16 protein-coding genes are annotated in these 20,093 nt (G+C 71.1%); 7 read left to right on the top strand and 9 right to left on the bottom strand.

The annotated features are described in order from the left end of the window. Positions 1-9: 9 nt before the first annotated feature. Positions 10-1,038: a DUF2332 domain-containing protein gene (locus A6A06_RS31740; protein ID WP_073765822.1), complete on the bottom strand. Its 1,029-nt coding sequence runs from the start codon at positions 1,036-1,038 to the stop codon at positions 10-12. Positions 1,039-1,936: 898 nt separating this feature from the next. On the opposite strand from A6A06_RS31740, the gene A6A06_RS31745 reads away from it, so the two are divergent. From A6A06_RS31745 to A6A06_RS31755, 3 genes are all read left to right on the top strand, one after another. Continuing rightward, a complete protein-coding gene (locus tag A6A06_RS31745) occupies positions 1,937-2,839 on the top strand; it encodes a M23 family metallopeptidase (RefSeq protein WP_242441036.1) in 903 nt (300 codons plus the stop codon). A gap of 338 nt (positions 2,840-3,177) precedes the next feature. Further along, complete coding sequence (locus tag A6A06_RS31750; protein WP_242441057.1) at positions 3,178-4,557, top strand: MFS transporter; 1,380 nt, start codon at positions 3,178-3,180, stop codon at positions 4,555-4,557. A 68-nt stretch (positions 4,558-4,625) separates the two neighbouring features. Continuing rightward, positions 4,626-5,567: an aldo/keto reductase gene (locus A6A06_RS31755; RefSeq protein WP_073765826.1), complete on the top strand. Its 942-nt coding sequence runs from the start codon at positions 4,626-4,628 to the stop codon at positions 5,565-5,567. A gap of 75 nt (positions 5,568-5,642) precedes the next feature. Here A6A06_RS31755 and A6A06_RS43210 read toward each other — a convergent pair whose 3' ends face one another. From A6A06_RS43210 to A6A06_RS31770, 3 genes are all read right to left on the bottom strand, one after another. Then, positions 5,643-5,948 carry a hypothetical protein gene (locus A6A06_RS43210; RefSeq protein ID WP_073766090.1) on the bottom strand — a complete coding sequence of 102 codons (306 nt, stop codon included), beginning with the start codon at positions 5,946-5,948 and terminating at the stop codon, positions 5,643-5,645. A 61-nt stretch (positions 5,949-6,009) separates the two neighbouring features. Further along, positions 6,010-6,252, bottom strand: coding sequence for a DUF397 domain-containing protein (locus A6A06_RS31765; RefSeq protein WP_073765828.1), 243 nt, complete (start codon positions 6,250-6,252; stop codon positions 6,010-6,012). Further along, complete coding sequence (locus A6A06_RS31770) at positions 6,249-7,097, bottom strand: helix-turn-helix domain-containing protein (RefSeq protein ID WP_073765860.1); 849 nt, start codon at positions 7,095-7,097, stop codon at positions 6,249-6,251. Before A6A06_RS31770 ends, A6A06_RS31765 begins: the two co-directional genes overlap by 4 nt. 202 nt (positions 7,098-7,299) lie before the next feature. Here A6A06_RS31770 and A6A06_RS31775 point away from each other — a divergent pair, with 202 nt between their 5' ends. From A6A06_RS31775 to A6A06_RS31785, 3 genes are all read left to right on the top strand, one after another. Next, on the top strand, positions 7,300-7,962 hold the full coding sequence (locus A6A06_RS31775) for an ATP-binding protein (RefSeq protein WP_073766092.1): 663 nt from the start codon (positions 7,300-7,302) through the stop codon (positions 7,960-7,962). Further along, positions 7,953-8,321 (top strand): hypothetical protein, encoded by a 369-nt coding sequence (locus A6A06_RS31780; protein WP_199931284.1) that lies wholly within the window; start codon positions 7,953-7,955, stop codon positions 8,319-8,321. Before A6A06_RS31775 ends, A6A06_RS31780 begins: the two co-directional genes overlap by 10 nt. Before the next feature lie 80 nt (positions 8,322-8,401). Further along, a complete protein-coding gene (locus A6A06_RS31785) occupies positions 8,402-9,388 on the top strand; it encodes a YDG/SRA domain-containing protein (protein ID WP_073765865.1) in 987 nt (328 codons plus the stop codon). Positions 9,389-9,451: 63 nt separating this feature from the next. Here A6A06_RS31785 and A6A06_RS31790 read toward each other — a convergent pair whose 3' ends face one another. The 4 genes from A6A06_RS31790 to A6A06_RS31805 form a co-directional block, all read right to left on the bottom strand. After that, positions 9,452-10,864, bottom strand: a complete 1,413-nt coding sequence (locus A6A06_RS31790; protein ID WP_073765867.1) for a PrsW family intramembrane metalloprotease — start codon at positions 10,862-10,864, stop codon at positions 9,452-9,454. A gap of 28 nt (positions 10,865-10,892) precedes the next feature. After that, positions 10,893-11,954, bottom strand: a complete 1,062-nt coding sequence (trmB, locus tag A6A06_RS31795; RefSeq protein ID WP_242441037.1) for a tRNA (guanosine(46)-N7)-methyltransferase TrmB — start codon at positions 11,952-11,954, stop codon at positions 10,893-10,895. A gap of 32 nt (positions 11,955-11,986) precedes the next feature. After that, positions 11,987-13,207, bottom strand: coding sequence for an L-2-hydroxyglutarate oxidase (lhgO, locus tag A6A06_RS31800; protein ID WP_073765869.1), 1,221 nt, complete (start codon positions 13,205-13,207; stop codon positions 11,987-11,989). Positions 13,208-13,306: 99 nt separating this feature from the next. After that, complete coding sequence (locus A6A06_RS31805; protein WP_073765871.1) at positions 13,307-14,776, bottom strand: MFS transporter; 1,470 nt, start codon at positions 14,774-14,776, stop codon at positions 13,307-13,309. Positions 14,777-15,769: 993 nt separating this feature from the next. On the opposite strand from A6A06_RS31805, the gene A6A06_RS31810 reads away from it, so the two are divergent. Then, positions 15,770-17,854, top strand: a complete 2,085-nt coding sequence (locus tag A6A06_RS31810; protein WP_073765873.1) for an asparagine synthase-related protein — start codon at positions 15,770-15,772, stop codon at positions 17,852-17,854. Positions 17,855-17,969: 115 nt separating this feature from the next. Here the strand turns inward: A6A06_RS31810 and A6A06_RS31815 are convergent, their stop codons facing one another. Then, a complete protein-coding gene (locus A6A06_RS31815) occupies positions 17,970-19,823 on the bottom strand; it encodes a sigma-70 family RNA polymerase sigma factor (RefSeq protein WP_073765875.1) in 1,854 nt (617 codons plus the stop codon). Positions 19,824-20,093: the final 270 nt, after the last annotated feature.

A 20,093-nucleotide genomic window follows, 5' to 3' on the forward strand; every position in this document is an offset into this window, starting at 1 on the left:
GGCGTGCCGTCACAGCCACTGCACGCTCTGTCCGTGCTGGCCGGCCAGGGCGACCGGCCGCTCGTCGAGGGCCAGGGTCAGCAGCCGCTCCGTCACCTGGAGGGGGCGCTCCGGCCGGGGCGTGGTGATCCACGGGAGAACGGAGTGGTGCTCGTTGGAGACCCAGTGCCCGGGGCGGTCGCGCTTGCGGACGACGGTCCGGACGAGCCGGGCGAATTCCTCGCGACGTGCCGGCGGAAGGTACGTCAGTACGGAGGTGTGGAAGACGACGAGCGTCGCTTCGGGCGGGGCCTCGGCGGCCAGCGCGGGCAGTTCGTCGATCAGGTCGCCGCGGACGACACGGGGGCGCGGCGCGGACCGTACCGCCTCTATGGCGGCCCGCTGGAGCCGTACGCGCTCATCGGTGGGGCCCGGCCAGACGAGGGCCTCCAGCCAGCGGATGTCGTCGGGGTCGGCCGGGTCGAGGGGGTTGAGGTCGATGCCCGCACGCCAGACGACGTCCGGGACGCGGTCGGGTACGGGGGTGCCCGGACCCGTACGGCAGGCGAAGGCCGCCGCGCTGTCCTGGGCCCCGAACTCCGGCCGGCCGTCGTAGCGGTAGCGGTAGCGGTCCGGGTACAGGCACAGCCCCGCCGACGCGCCGACCTCCAGGAGGGCCAGCGGCTGGGGGAGCCGGGCGAGGAGGGGCAGGAGGGTCGCACAGCGGGCCGGCTCGTTGGTCTGCGTCAGGCGCCGCATCACGACGGTCCTGACGTCGTCCCAGTGACGCAGGGTCCATTCGCGCCAGCCGCGGTACGCCACGTCGCCGCGCGGGCCGTGCTCCGCGTACGGGCCGTCGAGGTAGCGGACCGCGGCGAACAGGAGCTTGGGCTGCTGTTTGTTGCCTGCGGGCAGGGAGCGCGCGAGGTGGTCGCAGAACTCGGGGTCGTGGCCGATCCGCGCGGCCAGCTCCTCGTGGGCGTCGGACTGACCCCGTGCCTGGTACCAGGCGAAGTCCACGTATCGATCCGCCAGTGCCTGCGCGCTGTTGACGACCATGATCAGACGTTACTGCGCTCACCCGGCGTGAGTGCCGGGCACCCCTGCGCATAACGACTCTTGCACAATTGTGCATCTCAGGTTTGACGGCCGTTCGGCAACTCGCCCTGTTTGGTATCCTGATGGGCGTTTAAGTTCAGGCCAAAGCTACCCCAAAGCGCCCATGGATTCGATGGAACGCTTGGTATCGGGCCGCGGAGTCTATTACAGTCTGATAACGCAGCGCGGTCGTCCCAGCCGTCGCAAGAGGCGGCACCGTGCGCCGACGCCTAATCCCGTCAGCAGGTTCACAACTGAATCACCGTTGGGCACCGCTGGACCGGCCTCCGGGCCGGTGCCGTACCGGCGACTGCCCTGGGAACCGGAAAACCACCACGTTGGGGTGAGCCGGGCCGGCCGGCCGCCGATCCGTCGGAAGCCGTCCGCCGCCCGCCGTCCGTAGGAGACCTTCCTGCTCCGAACTTCCCAGCGCCTGGACGACTCCGGAGGGGCACCCACCCCTTTCGGCGCCGACCGGCCTGGGAGACGGCCGCCCCACCGCTGACCCGGTAGGCGAGAGGAAGGAAAGGAGTGCGCCCCCGTGGCGTCCAACAGCCCTGCCGGCTCCGTCCCTGAGGTTCCTTTCGGTGCCGCATCCGGTGCCGTTTCCGGTGCCGCTTCTGGTGTTGCTTCAGGTGTCGCTTCCGGTGTCGGTGCGTTCGCCGCCGAGGACGGTGCGTCCGCCGGTCAGTCCGGTGCGTTCGGCACTGAGCCCGCTGCCTTTGCCGCCGAGCCCGCCCCCTTTGCCGCCGAGCCTGCTGCGTTCACCACCGAGCCCGCTGCGTTCGACACCGGCGCTTGGGAGGAGTGGAACCCCACCGAGGACGCCGTGCGGTCCGACGCCGTACGGTCTGACTCCGTGCGGTCCGTACGCGGCAAGCACCGGGTGGCCGCCAAGCAGCGCGGCGGGCTCGCCCGCGGCGGCACGGTCCTGGGTGTCGGCGTGATCGCGGCGGTCGGCGCGAGCGGCGTGGCCACCGCCGAGGAGATGCCACCGCCGGCGATATCCCTGCCGGACCTCGGCGGGATGGCCGACGACCTCGCGGCGGAACTGCCGGATGCCGAGTCGCTACCGGATGCCGAGTCCCTGTCGGACGCCGGGTCGCTACAGGTCTCCGGGTCGCTACCGGTCTCCGAGTCCGTACCGGTCTCCGAGTCCCTGGCAGGCAGCGGTGACCTGATAGCCGGCTCGGCGGATGCGTCGTCCGCGGATACGGCCGGGGCTATCGGTTCCGCCGGGGCTGCCAGTTCTGCCGGGGCTACTGGCTCCGCTGCGGCTGCCGGTTTCCCCGATGCGTCCCCCATGGCCGCGCCCCTCTCCCAGGCCGGTCTCACCCAGGCCGAGGCCGAGCGCCCCGCCGACCTCGCCCGCAGCTATGTCGCCCCCCTCACCACCTACACCCTCAGCACCGGATTCGGCCAGGCCGGCGACCGCTGGGCGGCCAACCACTCGGGCCTGGACTTCGCCGCCCCCGCCGGCACCCCGGTCAAGGCCCTCCACGGCGGCACGATCACCCAGGCGGGCTGGGCCGGCCCGTACGGCTACCGCGTCATTCTGACCCTGGACGACGGTACGGAACTGTGGTTCTGCCACCTGTCCTCCCTGGTACGCACCTCCGGCACGGTCGCCGCCGGCGATGTCATCGGCCGGGTGGGCGCCACCGGCAACGTCACCGGCCCGCACCTCCATCTGGAGGTACGTCCGGGCGGCACCCCGATCGACCCGAAGCCCTGGCTGCGCGACCACGGGATCGCCGTCTGAGACCGTAAAAAAATCCTCTTAACCTGGGCATTTCCCCGCTTCGTGCGCGGTCCACCGGGCACTCGGGTGGATGCGCCGCCGGGGTGACCGGTCCCGGCCCGGTTCAGGAGGGTGCGATGAGTCCGAACGACAAGGCGGGACACACGGCGGACGCGAAGCACGACGAAGCAGCCCCAACGCCCGGGTCCGCAAACTCCCACTCCGCCACCGGCCCCCGCACCTCCACCCCCTCCATCACCAGCAACCCCACCACCAGTACCTCCTCCGCCCCCTCCGCCCCCATCACCACCGACGTCCCCGCCCGTCTCGACCGTCTCCCCTGGTCCCGCTGGCACTGGATGGTCGTCATCGGCCTCGGTACGGTGTGGATCCTCGACGGCCTGGAAGTCACCGTCGTCGGCAACATCGCCGGCCGCCTCTCCGAGCAGGGCAGCGGACTGCCGATCACGTCCGCCCAGGTCACCGGCATCGCCGCGGCCCTGTACGTGGCCGGAGCCTGCCTCGGCGCGCTGTTCTTCGGGCGGCTCACCGACCTCTTCGGCCGCAAGAAGCTCTTCCTGATCACGCTGGCCGTCTACCTGGCCGCCACCGCCCTGACCGCGGTCTCCTTCTCCTCCTGGTGGTTCTTCCTCTTCCGCTTCCTGACCGGTTTCGGGATCGGCGGTGAGTACGCGGCGATCAACTCCGCCATCGACGAGCTGATCCCGTCCGCCTACCGGGGCCGCGTCGACCTCGTCATCAACGGCAGCTTCTGGCTCGGCGCGATCGGCGGTTCCCTGCTGTCCATCGTGATGCTGAACCCCGCGGTCTTCCCGCTGAACGTCGGCTGGCGGCTGACCTTCGCGCTCGGCGTCGTCCTCGGCCTGGTCGTCCTCCTCGTACGCCGCAATGTGCCCGAGAGTCCACGGTGGCTGTTCATCCACGGGCGGGGTGACGAGGCCGACGCACTCGTCTCCTCCATCGAGAAGCAGATCACCGAAGAGAAGGGCAGGCAGGGCAAGCCCCTCCCCGAGCCCGAGGGCAAGATCACCATCCACCCCCGGTCGAGCATCGGCTTCCTCGAAATCGCCCGTACCGTCTTCTCGCGCTACCGCCGCCGCGCCGTCCTCGGCCTCGCCCTCTTCATCGGCCAGGCGTTCCTCTACAACGCCGTCACCTTCGGCTTCGGCGCCATCCTGACGACCTTCTTCGACGTGTCGACGGCGCGCACCGGCTACTTCTTCGCCGTGATGGCGGCCGGGAACTTCCTGGGCCCGCTGCTCCTCGGCAAGCTCTTCGACACGGTCGGCCGCCGCATCATGATCTCCGGCACCTATCTGCTCTCCGGCGTACTCCTCTTCGCCACCGCCTGGCTCTTCTCCGCCGGCCACCTGACGGCCACCACGCTCACCGCCTGCTGGTGCGTGGTCCTCTTCTTCGCCTCGGCCGGAGCCAGCAGCGCGTACCTGACCGTCTCGGAGATCTTCCCGATGGAGACCCGGGCCATGGCCATCGCTTTCTTCTACGCGGTCGGTACGGCCGCGGGCGGCATCAGCGGCCCCCTGGTCTTCGCCGAACTGACAGAGTCCGGCGTGGCCGCCGACACGGCACTCGCCTTCTGCATCGGTGCCGCACTGATGTGCCTGGCCGGCCTGACCGCCGCCTTCCTGGCCGTACGCGCCGAACGCCGCTCCCTGGAGAGCATCGCCAGCCCCCTCTCGGCGACCCCCGAAGCCTGACCCCTTTACCTCCCGTTTTCCCCTGCCGGGCCGCAACTTGGCCCCGATCCACCTAGGTTGGAAAGATCATGACTGCGACACAGAAGACCCTCGGCTCCCTGTCCGTCTCGCCCCTCTCCCTCGGCGGCAACGTCTTCGGCTGGACCGCGGACGAGCCCCAGTCCTTCGCCGTCCTGGACGCGTACGTCGCCGGCGGCGGCAACTTCGTCGACACCGCCGACGTCTACTCGGCCTGGGTGCCGGGCAACAAGGGCGGCGAATCCGAGACCGTCCTCGGCAACTGGCTCGCCTCCCGCGGCAATCGCGACGACGTCGTCATCGCCACGAAGGTCGGCGCCCACCCCGACCTCAAGGGCCTCACCCCCGCCACCATCAAGGCCGCCGTCGACGCGTCCCTCACCCGCCTGCGCACCGACTACATCGACCTCTACTACACCCACTACGACGACGAGTCCCTCGACGTTTCCGACTTCCTCCCGGCCCTCGACGAACTGGTCAAGGCCGGCAAGGTCCGCGAGATCGCCGCCTCCAACATCTCGGCCCGGCGCCTGGAAGCGGCCCTGACCTTCTCCGCCGACGAGAACCTGGCCCGCTACGTCGCCGTACAGCCCCACTACAACCTGGTCTCCCGCGACACGTACGAAGGCGAACTGGCCGACACCGCCGCCCGCCACGGCCTCGCCGCCGTCCCGTACTACGCCCTCGCGTCGGGCTTCCTGACCGGCAAGTACCGCCCGGACAGCTCCGTGGACAGCGCCCGCACCGAGAAGGCCGCCCAGTACCTGGCCACCGACCGCGGCCGCAGGGTCCTCGCCGCCCTGGACACGGTGTCCGCCGCCCACCAGACCGAACACGCGACCGTGGCCCTCGCCTGGCTCGCCGCCCAGCCCACGGTCGCAGCCCCCATCGCCAGCGCCCGCACCCTCGACCAACTCCCCGCCCTCATGTCCGCCGCCGACCTCCACCTCACCCAGGACGACCTAACCCTCCTCAACGAGGCCTCGGCCTGACCGCCCCCAGCAACGCGAAGGGCGGTGGCGTACCCCTGTACGCCACCGCCCTTCGCACCGACTACCGGCACAGGCCTACTTACCGCGCCGATCAGCAACCACCCACGAAACCGCCCCCACAGCCCCCGCCACCGCAAACACCGACGGCCAGGCCCCGACCTTCTTAGCCAACGGATGCGACCCCGCAAACGCCGCCGCATAAGCCCCACTCAACGCCACAGCGGCCTTCCCCCCAGCCTTCCGCTCCCACTCCCGAGCCGCCAAAGCCCCCGCAGCCGCCAAAGCCACCCCACCAAGCGGCCGCTTCTTGGTCCAACGGGCTACGCCGTAGCCGCCTACGAGCCCAGTAGCAGCGACCAACGCACTCGGCACCCGAGCCATGAGCATTACCTCCACGTCAGAGAAAACTCGATCAGCTCTTCGACCTTACGCCCAGGCTCACTCAATCATTCGAAACGGGTTGCAGTGACCAGTGCAGGTCACATCGCTGAACGGCTCGGACGAACTCCTGCCAGGCCGGCCAGGGGAAGCCAAGGACCGGCCCTCCGCTATGTTTTGAATCTCGTACCAGTATGGTGGCATCAGAATGCTTGGAGACCTCCAAGCATTCTCCTCCTGTGCCGTTGCTGTAACTGCTCTTCTGCCACCCGTGAGTGGTGGCTATCGGGTGAGGATTGCTGCTCATGGAGAGTACTCCTCCAGTACTTTTTTGATCACGGCGGTTGATCGAGCAGGGCTGGAAGCGATGGCTTGAAGGTTGTTGAAGGCCCTCGTGTACTGGGCTACCTCGTCCGGCGATTCCAGGTAGACGCCGTCCGTCAGGCCATCTCGATAAACCACATCTGGGTCTTCCTGCTCAGAGAAACCGAGCACGGTGAATGCTCCAGTCGCCGGGTACGTACCCGCGGTGAACGGCAAGACTTGCAAGGTCACGTTCTTCAGCGCCCCTACGTCGAGCATATGACCAAGCTGTTCCCGCATCAGGGCACAGTCACCGACCACGTGCCGGAGTACGCTCTCGTGAACGATGGTCCGCAGCTCAGGGGGCTCCGCACCGGTGAGGATCTGCTGCCGAGCCATCCGTACGTTCACTGCGCGATCAAGTGCCTCGGTGGTGTACTGGCCGGATGCCCGGTGTAGCTCAGCGGCATACGCGGCGGTCTGCATCAGTCCGGGCACGAACTCATTCTGGTACTGCCGAAGACTGCAAGCATCTTGCTCAAGGCCGATATATACGGAAAACCAAGGTGGCACGGCTGAGCCGTGGGCGTGCCACCAACCGCGCACCTTTGATTCCTTGGCCAAACGCTTGAGGAATTCGCGCAGTTCGTCGGTGGTCTCGTAGAAGCGACAGAGTGCATCCACGTCCGATGGCTGAACTCGGCCACTGCCAGTCTCTAGGCGGTTTACCTTTGAACCACTCCAGTCCAATTGTTGGCCCACCTGCTGGCAGGTGAGCTGATGCGACGCGCGAAGGTTCTTCAACTCGACGGCCAGTCGGCGGCGGCGCGCTGTCGGTGATCCGGGCACGGCAACTCCCCTGTAGTGACGGTGGGTCCGAGTCTTGCGGGCGGGGCCGACGGAGCCAATCACTCGTTGGAGCGAATCCCTCTGTGCACATTGCATGCCGGGATAGGCGCCTGTCACTCTCGCACGCAGAGCGACCAACCTCGCTCGGTGGTTGCTGATGGTGATCACTGAGTTGTGCGCTAACGCGAGGGAGCTGGATCTCATGCACTCCTACCACTGCCTGCCACAGCCTGACTGGTCGAGCGACTTCATCGCGAAGCCTGAAATGGTTCCTCACCTGAGACGGCTCACCCGTGCTCGGCTGGCAGCATGGGGGCTCGCTGATCTCGAAGACCGAGCTGAACTCTGTGTCAGTGAGCTGATCACCAACGTGATCGATCACGTCGGTTCAGAAACCCCGATCACCCTTACCGTCTCGCTGAGTGCTGCACAGCTGCGCATTGAGGTTCGAGACTCCCTGAGCACCGAACTCCCCGCTCTCCGCCCCTCCACGGCCCTCTCTGAAACTGGGCGCGGGCTCAGCCTCGTCGATGCCATGGCTGATCGATGGGGAGTCGTACCCATGTCCACGGGCAAGAGCACGTGGTGTGAGCTGTCCGTACTCGCTGCTACGCCACGGCGAGGCGCGTGCCGACCGCAGCTCCACAAGGCCGAGGCGCTACTGACTCTCTACGGCTGCGTGCCGACAAGCGGTACCGAGTTGAATGATCGTCTTCGCGTCACGACACGTGAAGAAGCAGCGACCGCACTGATTGCAGATCTCCTCTGGTGGCTCCGTGCCCAAGGCAGTGATCCAGAGAACGTCCTGGACCGGGCGCAGATGCACTTCGAAGCTCAGTTGGGAGGCGTTGCTCAGTGGAACTGACGGATGTCGTGGTCGCGAAGGTTGCCGCGGAGTACGGGTTGGACACGGAGGGGAGTTGTGACGCTCTTGATGTTGAGCTCCTCGTCATGGCGGGGCGATCAGCTGGGCTGTTGGCAGGCGTCGTCCTGCACCCGCTGGTGCCGGCCGATGCCCGGGACGAGAGCTTCGTAGTCGCGGTGTGCATGGATCCGAAGGTGGCGGCAGTGTCGTTCCCCGTGCACGTACGAGAGGTGATCCCGCCTCACCGCACCAGCGTCCCGAGAGCGCTTCGCTACACCCTCGGGAGGATCGGGCAGATCGCGGATCAGGTTGTGGCAGAACATGCCCGGTGGAGTGGTCGCGTCGCGGAGCCGAGGTAAGGCTGGCGCCGGGATGTGTGGGTGGACACACTGTCGCCCACTTGAGTGCCTTGGACACTCCCAGTTGACATCATCTGTGGATGGCGAAGGCGAACCCTGCATACTTTGGTCACCCTCCGAACGTCGTTGAGGGACAGCACTTCCAGCGGCATACGGAGCTGCATGCCGCTGGAGTGCACCGCCGCCCTGGACTGGGGATCTCCGGCACGGCTAAGGGGGGCGTCGACTCCATCGTTCTCTCAGGTGGCTACATCGATGATGTGTATGGGGATGCAGAGATCATCTATACCGGCGAAGGCGGGCGCGACAGGGACACGGGGTGCCTCGTAGCCGACCAGACCATGGACTCATCTGGGAACGCAGGTCTACTGCTGAATGAGGCGCTCGGATACCCGGTTCGGGTGGTTCGCGGGTTGGGGATCAAGGGGCGCAAGAGGCGTCGCGCGACCGAGGGGTACGAATATCGCGGCCTCTACCGAGTGGCGGATCACTGGATGACCGTAGGGAAGGAAGGCTTCCGGATCTGCCAGTTCCAGTTGCTGAAACTTGGTCCTGGCGAAGAAGCACAGCCACGGCCCGTAGACCCCATTGAAGGCCAGACGACGAGCCTTGAGGAACAGGTGCGTCGGCTGGTCGCGCGTGAAGAACGCATCCGTGACTCGAAGGTCGTCGCAACCGTCAAGAAGATGTATGACAACACGTGTCAGGTCTGCGGGACCCGGCTGGTGGTGTCGCCTGGAGGCAACGCGTACAGCGAGGCCGCACACATCCATGCGCTAGGGAAGCCGCATCATGGTCCCGACCTGGTCGGGAACGTGCTGTGCCTGTGCCCTAACTGTCACGTGCTCTTCGATCGCGGTGCGCTTCAACTTACTGATGATTTCGACATCATCGATGGCCTCACCCGGAAGTTCGTTCGTGCCTTGCACCGGGAGCAGGAACACCAGCTCGGGGTGGAGTACGTGCGCCAGCACAGGGAGCGGTGGGCCAACCGGGAGGAGGAGGCGGAGGCCCTGGAGAGAGCTATGGCGGACGCCCCTGATGGGCAGGCCGAGCTTTCGCTCTGAAGTGCCTTTTACTGCGCTGTAAGGAAGCGATGACACAGCGGGCATCAGCACCCGCTGGCGGGGCTAGGCGTTGGGTGGCGCTTCGCCGTCCGACGGTCGGGGGCCACTGGCACCGGTGTCGTAGTGGGGCGTGGACGGAGTGTGCACTCTGGAGCGCGCCCTGCTGCGCGGTGGGTACGGAGGCGTGTACGCCGGCTGGTGCGTCGTATGCAGTGCCTGTAGCAGGGCCGGGTGGGCCAGGGGTTTGTGGTGCCACAGGTGGTGGAGGAGAGCCTGTTCCTGGGTGGGGAAGTTGGGGGTGGGGCCGGTGCGGTGGGCGCGGCGGCGGAGGAAGGCGAGGGAGGTGGCTACGGCGGCGTATTCCGTTACGGCGCGGGCGGCGGCGGGGCCGTGGGTGCGGCGGGCGATGTCGCGGGCCACCGAGCGGGTCTTGAGGGAGGACAGGGAGATCGGTTCGGTGGGGGAGAGCCAGCCGGTGGTGACGTACGGGGGGAGGTAGGTGCGCAGGGCGAGGAGCTCGCGGTGGCGGGCCCAGACGGCGAGCCAGGTCAGGGCCGCGAAGACGGGCAGCATGAAGAGGCCGTAGACGGTGAGGAAGCCGTGGTCGCCGAGGGTGGTGGCGGCGTTCCAGATGGAGTGCAGGAGGACGGCGGTGGCCAGGCCGACGAAGGGCAGGGCCAGGCGCAGCGGCCGGCGGTGGGGGTAGCTGGTGGCGGCTATGCCGAAGGCCAGGCCGGTGAGCATGGTGAAGAGCGGGTGGGCGAACGGCGACATGATGATGCGTACGAAGAACGTGCCCGCGGTGAGGGAGTCGAGCCCGGTGTGGCCGAGGGACTGGTCCTGGCCGAAGGCGTTGCCCAGGTAGAGCACGTTCTCGGTGAAGGCGAAGCCGGTGGCGGTGATGCCGGCCAGGACGAGGCCGTCCGTGATGCCGTCGAAGTTCTGGCGCCGGAAGAGGAAGAGGAGGACGACGGCGGCGGCCTTGACGCTCTCCTCGATGACCGGCGCGAAGACGGTCGCGCCCCAGGTCTGCGCGTCGTCGGGGGAGAGGGTGGAGAGGTTGTTCTCCAGCCAGTTCGTGGCGAAGCCGTTGGCCAGGATCGCTACGAGGGTGGCGGCGCAGGCGCCCCAGGCGAAGGCGAAGGCGAGGTTGCGGCGCGGTTCGGGGTCTATGCGGTCCAGCCAGCAGAAGCCGGCGATGAGGACGGGTACGGGGAAGACGGCCAGGCCGAGGCCGACGAGGAAGCCCTGCGTACCGGTCTGCTGGCGGACCATCGCCAGGATGATCACGCCGGAGAGGGCGAGGAGGGAGAAGAGGGCGATGGCACGTGCTGTCCTGCTGTGCCAGAGCGCCGGTCGGCGGCGGGGTGTGTATTGCCACTGGGCCGCCGCGGTCGACGCGGCGGTGGCGGCGTAGCGCGGGTCGGGCGCGTACGCCGGTTTCGGCGGAAGCGGAGGCGGCTGCGGCGGATTCACCCATCGACCCTAACCACCGTGGGGCGGACTATGCCGGGCGCCGCCGGAAGAGGAGGTCGTGGACGACGTGTCCCTTGTCCAAGCCCTGCCCCTCGAACTTGGTGAAGGGGCGGAAGTCCGGGCGCGGGGCATAGCCGGAGTGCTCGTTCGCGAGGGTGGGCTCGGCGGAGAGGACTTCCAGCATCTGCTCGGCGTACGGCTCCCAGTCGGTCGCGCAGTGGACCAGGGCGCCCGGGGCGAGGCGGGTCGTGACCAGGGAGAGGAACTCGGGCTGGATCAGGCGGCGCTTGTGGTGCCGCTTCTTGGGCCACGGGTCCGGGAAGTACACGCGCAGGCCGGTGAGGGAGGCGGGGGCGAGCATCTCGCGGAGCAGGATGATCGCGTCGCCGTTGGCCACCCGGATGTTGGACAGGCCGTTGCGCTCCGCGAGGCCGAGCAGGTTGCCCTGGCCCGGGGTGTGGACGTCGCAGGCGAGGATGCCGGTGTCCGGGTCGGCGGCGGCCATCTGCGCCGTGGCCTCGCCCATGCCGAAGCCGATCTCCAGGACGACGGGGCGGCCCTCGAAGAGTTCGTTCAGGTCGATCCTGGAGAGACCGTCGATGTCCAGGCCCCACTGGGGCCACAGGCGCCGCAGCGCGTCGGCCTGCCCGGGGGAGACCCGGCTGCGGCGCGGCTGGAAGGAACGGATCCGCCGCTCGTGGTGCGAACCGGCCGGGTCGGCCGCCGGGCCGGTGCCGTCGGGGAACATCGGCTCGGTACGGGGGTGGGGGTGGCTGCCGTGGCTGCTGTGGTTGCCGTGACCGCTCTGGCTGCCCTGGCTGCCCTCCCGGTCGGCCCGGGGCTGCGCCGGGCCCGCAGGCTGGTCAGCGCCTTGACCGTCCGCGGGCTGGCCGCCGCCTTGACCGTCCGCAGGCTGGTCAGCGCCCTGGCCGTCCGCGGGCTGCGAGGCGGCATCGGCTCCGGCGCCGGGGCCGACACCGGTACCTGTACCGGTACCCGGTTCGGTACCGGCACTCGGTTCGGTTCCGGGACCCGTGCCGGGCTCGGTGGCGGCAGGGCGGGGCTCAGGGGTGGTGGGGTTCTCGGACACAGTGAGTCGATTCTACGGGCGGGGCCCCGCACTCAGCTCCGCGTCTCCTCCAGCATCCGCAGTGCCCGCCGGGCTATCTCCCTGCCGATCGGCAGGGAGGCCGTGGCGGCCGGGGAAGGAGCGTTGAGGACGTGGACGGCGGACGGGGACTCGGTGATGAGGAAGTCGTCGGCGAGGGTGCCGTCGGGCAGGACGGCCTGGGCGCGCACACCGGCGGGGGACGGCTGGAGGTCCTCCTCCCGGACCGCCGGCAGCAGGCGGCGGACCGCTTCGGTGAAGGCGCGGCGGGAGAGGGAGCGGCGCAGTTCGCCGGTGCCGTAGCGCCAGTGGCGGCGGGCTATGTGCCAGGAGCCCCGGTACGCGAGGGTGCCGGCCAGCTCGGCGGGGCGGACGGTGCCCCAGCGGTATCCCTCGCGGGCGAGGGCGGGAACGGCGTTGGGGCCTATGTGGACGGAGCCGTCGACGCCGCGGGTGAGGTGGACGCCGAGGAACGGGAAGGCCGGGTCGGGGACCGGGTAGACCAGGCCGCGCACCAGGTGGGCGCGGGCCGGAGCGAGGGTGTAGTACTCGCCGCGGAACGGGACGATGCGCATGCCCGGTGCGTCGCCCGCCAGGCGCGCGATGCGGTCGCAGTGCAGGCCGGCGCAGTTCACCAGGGTGCGGGCGCGGAAGACCGTGCCGGAGGACGTGCGCACCGCGACGCGGCCGGGGCGGCGGCCGACGGCGGTGACCTCGCTGCCGTACGCGATGTGGGCGCCCGCGTCCGTGGCCAGGGCGGCGAAGCGCCGGGCGACCGCGCCGAAGTCGGCGATGCCGGTCGTGCCGACGTGGATGGCGGCCAGGCCGCTGACCTCCGGCTCGTACCTCGCGAGCTGGGCCGGGCCCAGCTCGCGCACCGGGATGCCGTGCTCCCGGCCGCGCTGGATGAGGCCGTGCAGGCGGGGCAGCTCGGAGCGGTCGGTGGCGACGATCAGCTTGCCGGTGACCTCGTGGGGGATGTCGTGGTCGAGGCAGAACTTGACCATCTCCGCCGAGCCCTGGAGCGCGAAGCGGGCCTTGAGGGAACCGGGCGGGTAGTAGATGCCGCTGTGGATCACGCCGCTGTTCCGGCCGGTCTGGTGGCGGGCGGGGGCTGGTTCCTTCTCCAGGACCACCACCCGGGTGCCGGGAGCGGCACGCGTGATCGCGTAAGCCGTCGAGAGCCCGACGATGCCGGCACCGATCACCAGCACGTCGCAGTCGTACGCCGTCACAGCACCTCCCCGGGAATCAGACGTATCCCATCATGACCCGGGGGTCTGACAACGGGCCGGGAGAGCGAAGGGGGAGCGTCCACCGGCCCCGCCCCCGCCCTACGCCGGCGCGACGAGCAGCGGCCGCGCCCGCTCGCGCAGTTCCACGACGCGGGGCTCGTCCCCGTACGGCTCCAAACGGTGCAGGAGATCGCGGACGTATTCGGTCGTACGGGCCGACGAGATGCGGCCCGCCACCTCGACCGCCCGGGTGCCGGCCGCGCAGGCCGCGTCCAGGTTGCCGGACTCCAGCTCGGCCACCGCCGAGACGACCAGCCGCAGCCCGTGCGAGCGGACGTACTCCTCCGTGGGGCGGGACAGCGCCTGCTCCGTGAAGCGGCGCACCTGGCGGGGCAGCCGCAGGTCCCGGTAGCACTCCGCGGCGTCGGCGGCGAACCGCTCGTACGAGTAGAAGTCCAGCCAGGACGGGTCGGGGTCGCCTTCGCGGGAGCGCTCCAGCCAGCCCTCGGCGGCCTTCAGGGCCACCTCGCAGGCGCGCGACTCGTTGGCCTTGGCCTGCGCCCGTGCCTCCACCAGGCGGAAGAAGCTCATGGTGCGGGCCGTGGCCAGGCCGCGGTTGCGCTCCAAAGCGGCCTGCGCCAGGTCGACGCCCTCGTCGGCGAAGCCGCGGTAGGTCGCCTGAAGCGACATCGAGGCCAGGACATATCCCCCCAGCGGTACGTCGGCGGCGGCCCGTGCCAGGCGCAGTGCCTGGATGTAGTAGCGCTGGGCCGCCTCCTGCTGCCCGGTGTCGAAGGCCATCCAGCCCGCGAGTCTGGTCAGTTCGGAGGTCGCCCCGAAGAGGGCCCGGCCCACCTCGTCGCTGTACGAGGCGAGGAGCAGCGGCGCCGCGTCCACCCGCAGGCACTCGGGCACCATCGAGGAGCGCCAGTCGCCGCCCCCGTACTTGGAGTCCCAGCGTCGGGCGTCCTCGGCGGCTTCCCGCAGCTTGGTGACGTCGCTGTGGCCGACGTGCTGGGGGGCGGTGTCCGCTCCGGAGGCGCCGTCCTTGCCCGTCGAGCCGTTGCCGTCCCGTACTTCCCGCAGGTCAGGCGCTTCGCGCGCGACGGAACTGTCGGCCGGGGATATCAGCCACCGGGAGGCGGGCGTCGCGTACGCGCTCACCGAGAAGGATCCGGCCAGGCTCTGCCAGATGCCCCCGCCGCCGCGGCGTCCGGCCAGGTCGAGGCGGTACAGCTCGGTCGCGGAGCGGACCGCGGCGCCCACGTCGCGCGGGAAGGCCAGGCCCACCTCCGGGGCCGGGTCGGCGTCGGCCAGCCCGATCTCGTGGAGCGGAACCGGGCGGCCGAGTTTGCCGGCTATCGCGGCAGCAATCAGATGGGGCGCGGCGCCCTGCGGCACCATCCCCTTGGACACCCACCGGGCCACCGACGTCTTGTCGTAGCGAAGCGTCAACCCGCGCTGCGCCCCGAGGTCGTTGACCCGGCGGGCGAGCCCGGCATTGCTGATCCCCGCGAGGGCGAGAACGGTGCCGAGCTTTTCGTTCGGCCCGCGTATATCCCTTGACATGCGCACCCCTCGACACAGCGACGGCAGCCCCGGTACCCCGGGGCACGCGTCCACCCAGAGTAGTTCGCCGAATCCCTACCGTTAAGGCCCGATGTCCCGGATGGCGGGTTTCAAGTCCAAGCGTCCGCAGGGGGTTTGGCATGTGCTCCGGGTACGTGTTGCCGTGCGCCCGTGCGTGCGCGCTGGCCGGTCTGATGCGGGAGCGCTTCCATGGGATCTGCGTGGGTCGGCCCGCTGCACTGGATCCAGTGGGCTGGGGGACACCGCCGCCTCATTCCCCGCGGGTGGCGGTCCGGTCCGGGGGGCGAGTCCCGCCTCCCGGACTGTCGCATTTGCGGACCGGATCCGCCGAGGCGGCCCGGAGGGCGTCCGCTTGTCCCCGGCGGGCTACGGGAGGGCGCCCGGCCGTTCGGCGCGGCGTTCCGAGGGGCGTTCCCCGGTGTGCGGCGGGGGCGGCCCGGCGGGTGATCGGCCGGTGCCGGGGCGGCCTGGCCGGTATCGGACCAACTGGCGTTTGCCGTACAGATTTTGGCTGAAAATCGACGTACGGAAGTTTGCCTGCGGGATCGGATCAAGGATCTGGGCGGATCGGGGGAGGAGCCCGGCAGGGCCGGGACCGCTGCTCCGCTCTTCTGTACGGCCCTCCCCGCCCCCCGGCCCGCCCCGCGGGCGAGAGAAGCGCCCTTCATACACCACCGCGACCCCCGCCGTGCACCGCCGGGCCCGAACTCGTCCCGAACCAGGCCCGCCCGCACTCGATAACGTCTTCCGAACACCCCTGCACACAGGCGCTCCTCGACGCCTCTCGAATGCCGCTGCCGTGGCAGCATGGTCCGCACAACAGCTTGGCAACGGCTTGGCAATCCGCTGTGCGGGGCGGCGGCCCGGTCCACCCTGCCGACCCTCAGGGCCGGTCGATCCCGAGGTGGGCGGGCCGCCGCGTCGGCGGACGGCCGGGGCCGCCCGGCGGCGGCGAACAGGGTGGAGGCGGCGATGCGCTGGTTGGTGGGGTGGAGCAGTACCGCCACGGGACCGGCCCCCACCGAGGAGGCCCGTACGGTCCTCCCCGTAGGCGCGCAGCTCCTGTGGGGCGACCCCGACCCGCTGTGGGCGGTCGGCGACTGGCGCCCCGACGAGGTGCGCGTCGTCCAGGCCGACGCGGAGACCCGGCTCGCCGTCTTCGGTGTCTGCGGCGCCACCGACGACCAGCTTAGGGTCGGCCTCTTCGCGGCCCGCGGGGGCGCGCTGCGCCACCTCACCGCCTGGCCCGGCAGTTACACGGCCGTCGTCCAGGTCGGCAGGCGCGTGACGGTCACGGGTGACCTGGCGGGCGCGCGGCCGGTCTTCCACACCCCGTGGGCGGGCGGAACGGCGTACGCCACCGCCGCCCTCCCGCTCGCCGACCTGATCGAGGCGGGCCTGGACGTCGGGCATCTGGCCGCGCTGCTGGCCTGCCCGGACGCGCCCGAGGCGCTCGGCGCCGGTACGCCGTACGAGGGCGTGCGACGGGTACCGCCCGGCCACGCGCTCGTCCTGCGCGGCGGCAGCTGCGACATCACCTCCTACGAGCCGACGACCTCGCTCGCCGTCGCCGCACCGCAACTGGTGCCGGAGCAGGCCGTGGACGGCGTCCGGGACGCACTGATCGAAGCGGTACGGGCGCGGCTGTCCGGGCCCCGGCACGCCCCGGACCCGGACGGCCTGAGCGGGCTGGACCCAGGCCCCGTACCGGGCATGGGACCGGCCGAACGGCGGGCCGCGCGGGGCGCGCCGGCCCCCGGCGTCGGAGCCGACCTCTCCGGGGGGAGCGCCTCCGCCACCCTGGCCCTGCTCGCGGCCGGGCTGCCCGGAGTGCCCGGAACGGTCAACGGGCGCGGTGAACGCCTCCTGGCCGTCACCTTCAACGACCGCGCCACCCACGGGGGCCGCCCCTACCGCGAAGCCGAACTGGAGCGGGCCCGCAGCATCGCCGCCAACCCGCGCCTCCACCACGTCGTCGTCGCGGCGGGTGAGGAGGCCCTTCCGTACGCGGACCTGGAGAGCGGGCCGCTCACGGACGAGCCGGGGCCGTCGCTCATCACGGCCGGACGCCACCGCCGTCGGCTGCTGGCGGGCAGCGCGGACCACTTCGTGGGCGCCGGTGCGCGGCAGGTTCTGGACGCCCACCCGGCCCGGCTCGCCGACCTGCTCCTGGACCGCCGCAGACGGCACCTGCTGCGGCCGGTCACAGCGCTGGCCAAGGCCGACGGTCCGCTCTCGCAGTCCGCCCTGGTCCCGTTCACCGTGTACCGGGCCGCCCGCAAGCTGGCCCGTACGACGTACGGGGCGGGCATCGCCGACACGGCGACGCGCCTGAAGGAGCGGCAGTTCGGCGAGGAGCCGGTGACGGGCGGCGGGGCGGTGGACGCGTCCCTGGCGGCGCTCTCCTGGTGCCGGCCCGGCCCCGCGGCGCGTTGGCTCACGGGGGAGGCGCTGGCCGAAGTATCGGTTCGTCTCAACGCCGCGGCGGCCCGGACACCCACCGTGGGGCGGCCCGGAGAACGCCGGGCACGCGCCGCGCTGGCCCGGCACGCCGCCGACCACCGCATCTTCGAACAGGCGGTGGAGGTACGCAGCCAACGGCTGCACGCCCCCTTCCTCGACAACCAGGTGGTGCTGGCCTGCCGCGCGCTGCCGGACACCCTGCGGGTGCAACCGGGGGCGCGAGCCGCCGTGTTGCGCGCCGTCCTGTCCGGCGCGGGCGTCCGCGACCTGCCGCCCGGCTGGGGCGCCACGTCCCACCTCACGCACGCGGCAGCCGTACGGGCCGGTCTGCGCACCGCCATCGGGGACGTGGTCGGCCTCTTCGAGACGCCGCTGCTCGCCGACGCGGGCCTGGTCGAGGCCCGCGTCGTACGGAAGGCCCTGCGCGCCGCGGCCGAGGGCGCCCCGGTCCCCCTGGACGGACTCGCCGAACTCGTCTCCACCGAACTGTGGCTGCGCCGCCTGCTATCCCGGCGCGGAACCTGCTGGACCGGCACGGCCGCACCCCGCCAGCGGGCGGTGGCAGGCGGAGTGGCGCCGCGGCAGAGCCTGTGAGGCGGCGGCCCCACCCGGCCCCGGGGCCGACTCCCGGGGCGAGCCGGCGGAAGGCTCAATAGCAGACTCAATGGCGGGCTCAACGGCAGACTCAATGGCGGGCTAAGCGGCGGGCTCAGCGGCAGGTGATCTGCGACTGGGCCCAGTCGCCCAGGAACATCACGGTGTGGGCTGAACCGGGCTCGACGACCAGCCGCAACGTCTTGTGCCCGTGCAACGGCACGTGCACCGGGACGGCGGGCTGACCGCCGCGTACCACTCCCGAGCGCCAGAGCCGCTGGCCGTCCCCGTACACGGAGAAGCGCAGCGCCCCCAGGCCGAGCCCCATGTCGTCCACGCCGGCGAAGGCGTCGTACGCCGTGCACTGCCGGTGCAGGTCGATGGTCACGGACGACGGCGCGTGCACGGTGACTCCGTGCCGGTACGTCGTGCCGCCGATGCGCAGCCCCTGCCGCTGCCACATCCAGCTGCTGTCCGCCATGCGCACTTCGGGCTTCGTGCCGTCGCCCATGAAGTCCCACGTCAGCTTGCTGATCCGGTACGGGGAGGGGGCGGGCGCCGGAGGGGTCGGTTTCGGTGTCGGCGTCGGCCGCGGGGCGTGGGCGGGCGGGTCGGACGGTGCGGGGGAGCGCGTCGGCTCGGGTGCGGGGGCAGGTGAGGCCGGTGTCGGCGTCGGTGTCGGTGTGGGGTCCGGACGGGAGGACGCGGTGGGTTCGGGCGTTGGCTTCGAGGGGGTGGGGGCGGGCGTCGGGGGCGGTTGCCCCGGCGTGCGCTCCGGCGGTTGCGATGCGGGAGGTTGCGGCGCGGCCGAGGACACTCCGGGGGGCTTGGCCTGCGTCCGGGGCGCGGGCTGCGAATCGCCGATCAGCGCCAGCGCGAGTGCGGCACCTGCCACGATCACCACGCCCGCGCCGATGGCCACCTTCGCGGGCGCGCCGAGCCCCTCACCCACCGCGGCACCGGCCCCACCGGCCCCGCCGGCGCCCGCCCCGGCAGCCCCGCCGGCCCCCGCAGCGGCACCAGCCCCACCAGCGGCCCCTGCCCCTGCCCCTGCTCCCGCTCCCGCAGTCGCCCCCGTACCACCGGCCGCCGCGGCCGCTCCGGCACCCGCGGCCGCACCGGCCCCACCGAGCCCCACCGCGGCCGCGGCCCCCTTGACCGCGAATCCGGCGGCGAACCAGCCGATGACCGCCACCGGCAGGATGACGCGGATGTGCTCGTTGACGTCCGCGACCTCCAAGGCCGCCGTACGGCACCGGGCGCAGTCCTCCAGGTGCTTGCGCAGCCCGCGCTCGGCCCGCATCCGCAGGCCGCCACGGGCGTACGCGCCGAGCCGGTCCGCGTACCGGGCGCAGTCGCCGTCGGCCGTCAGCGCGCGGTTCACATGGGCCTGGAGGTACGCCTGCTTGAGGCCCTCGCGGGCGCGGTGGGCCAGTACGGCGGTGGCGTTGGCCGACAGCCCGAGCAGCGGTGCGACCGCGCTCGGCGGCTCGTCCTCGATCGTGGTGTGCCACAGCACGGTCTGATAGCGCTCCGGCAGGCTCCGGAACGCCCGTACGGCCAGGGTCTGCTCGGCGTCGTGCATGGCACGGACGTCCGCGCCGAGGTCGAGCGTGTCGTCGTCCAGTGCGGACCCGGCCGCCGACACCGCGAAGACGGCGAAGTCCTCGATCAGTTGCTCGCGCTTCGCGGTCCTGCCCCAGGCGGCGGCCACCCGGCGGACGGTGGTCAGCAGATAGGCGCGTACGGCCGAGTCGGGGCCGGATCCGCCGCGTACGGCCTGGAGGGTACGGGCGAAGACCTCGCCGGTCAGGTCGTCGGCGGTGTGCGCGTCCCGGCAGCAACTGCGCGCGTAGCGCCGCACCGCGTCGGCGTGCCGGCGGTACAGCTCCTCGTACGCGCTGTCGTCACCGCCCCGCATACGGGCGATCAACTCGCCGTCCGACGGCGGCAGCGCGGGCTGCGCCACCGGGGCGGCCGGATCAGCCGACCCGGTCGATCCGGTGGATCCTGTCGCCCCAGCCGACCCTGCTGACCCTGCCGCCTCAGCCGACCCTGCCGCCCTGGTCGTCCCGGTCGCCCCGGACGCCTGCTCGCGGTTCGGTTTCCGGTGGGCTCCTCGGCCCTTCGGGCCGTGCGTGGTCCTCGGCTCCCGGCTCTCACCACGATCCCGCGCGTCGCCCCGGTCCGGGGCTTCTCCCCGCTCGCGCTGCGGAGGAACGCTTCGCTCGGCCGGTCG

Origin of the sequence: Streptomyces sp. CB02923 (assembly GCF_001905005.1) — a bacterium.
Lineage (GTDB): Bacteria > Actinomycetota > Actinomycetes > Streptomycetales > Streptomycetaceae > Streptomyces.

Bases quoted from the DNA above. Each gene is read 5' to 3' on its own strand.
- A6A06_RS31740 (WP_073765822.1), bottom strand. From the start codon at position 1,038: ATGGTCGTCAACAGCGCGCAGGCACTGGCGGATCGATACGTGGACTTC.
- A6A06_RS31750 (WP_242441057.1), top strand. From the start codon at position 3,178: ATGGTCGTCATCGGCCTCGGTACGGTGTGGATCCTCGACGGCCTGGAA.
- A6A06_RS31755 (WP_073765826.1), top strand. From the start codon at position 4,626: ATGACTGCGACACAGAAGACCCTCGGCTCCCTGTCCGTCTCGCCCCTC.
- A6A06_RS43210 (WP_073766090.1), bottom strand. From the start codon at position 5,948: ATGGCTCGGGTGCCGAGTGCGTTGGTCGCTGCTACTGGGCTCGTAGGC.
- A6A06_RS31765 (WP_073765828.1), bottom strand. From the start codon at position 6,252: ATGAGCAGCAATCCTCACCCGATAGCCACCACTCACGGGTGGCAGAAG.
- A6A06_RS31775 (WP_073766092.1), top strand. From the start codon at position 7,300: ATGCACTCCTACCACTGCCTGCCACAGCCTGACTGGTCGAGCGACTTC.
- A6A06_RS31785 (WP_073765865.1), top strand. From the start codon at position 8,402: ATGGCGAAGGCGAACCCTGCATACTTTGGTCACCCTCCGAACGTCGTT.
- A6A06_RS31805 (WP_073765871.1), bottom strand. From the start codon at position 14,776: ATGTCAAGGGATATACGCGGGCCGAACGAAAAGCTCGGCACCGTTCTC.
- A6A06_RS31810 (WP_073765873.1), top strand. From the start codon at position 15,770: ATGCGCTGGTTGGTGGGGTGGAGCAGTACCGCCACGGGACCGGCCCCC.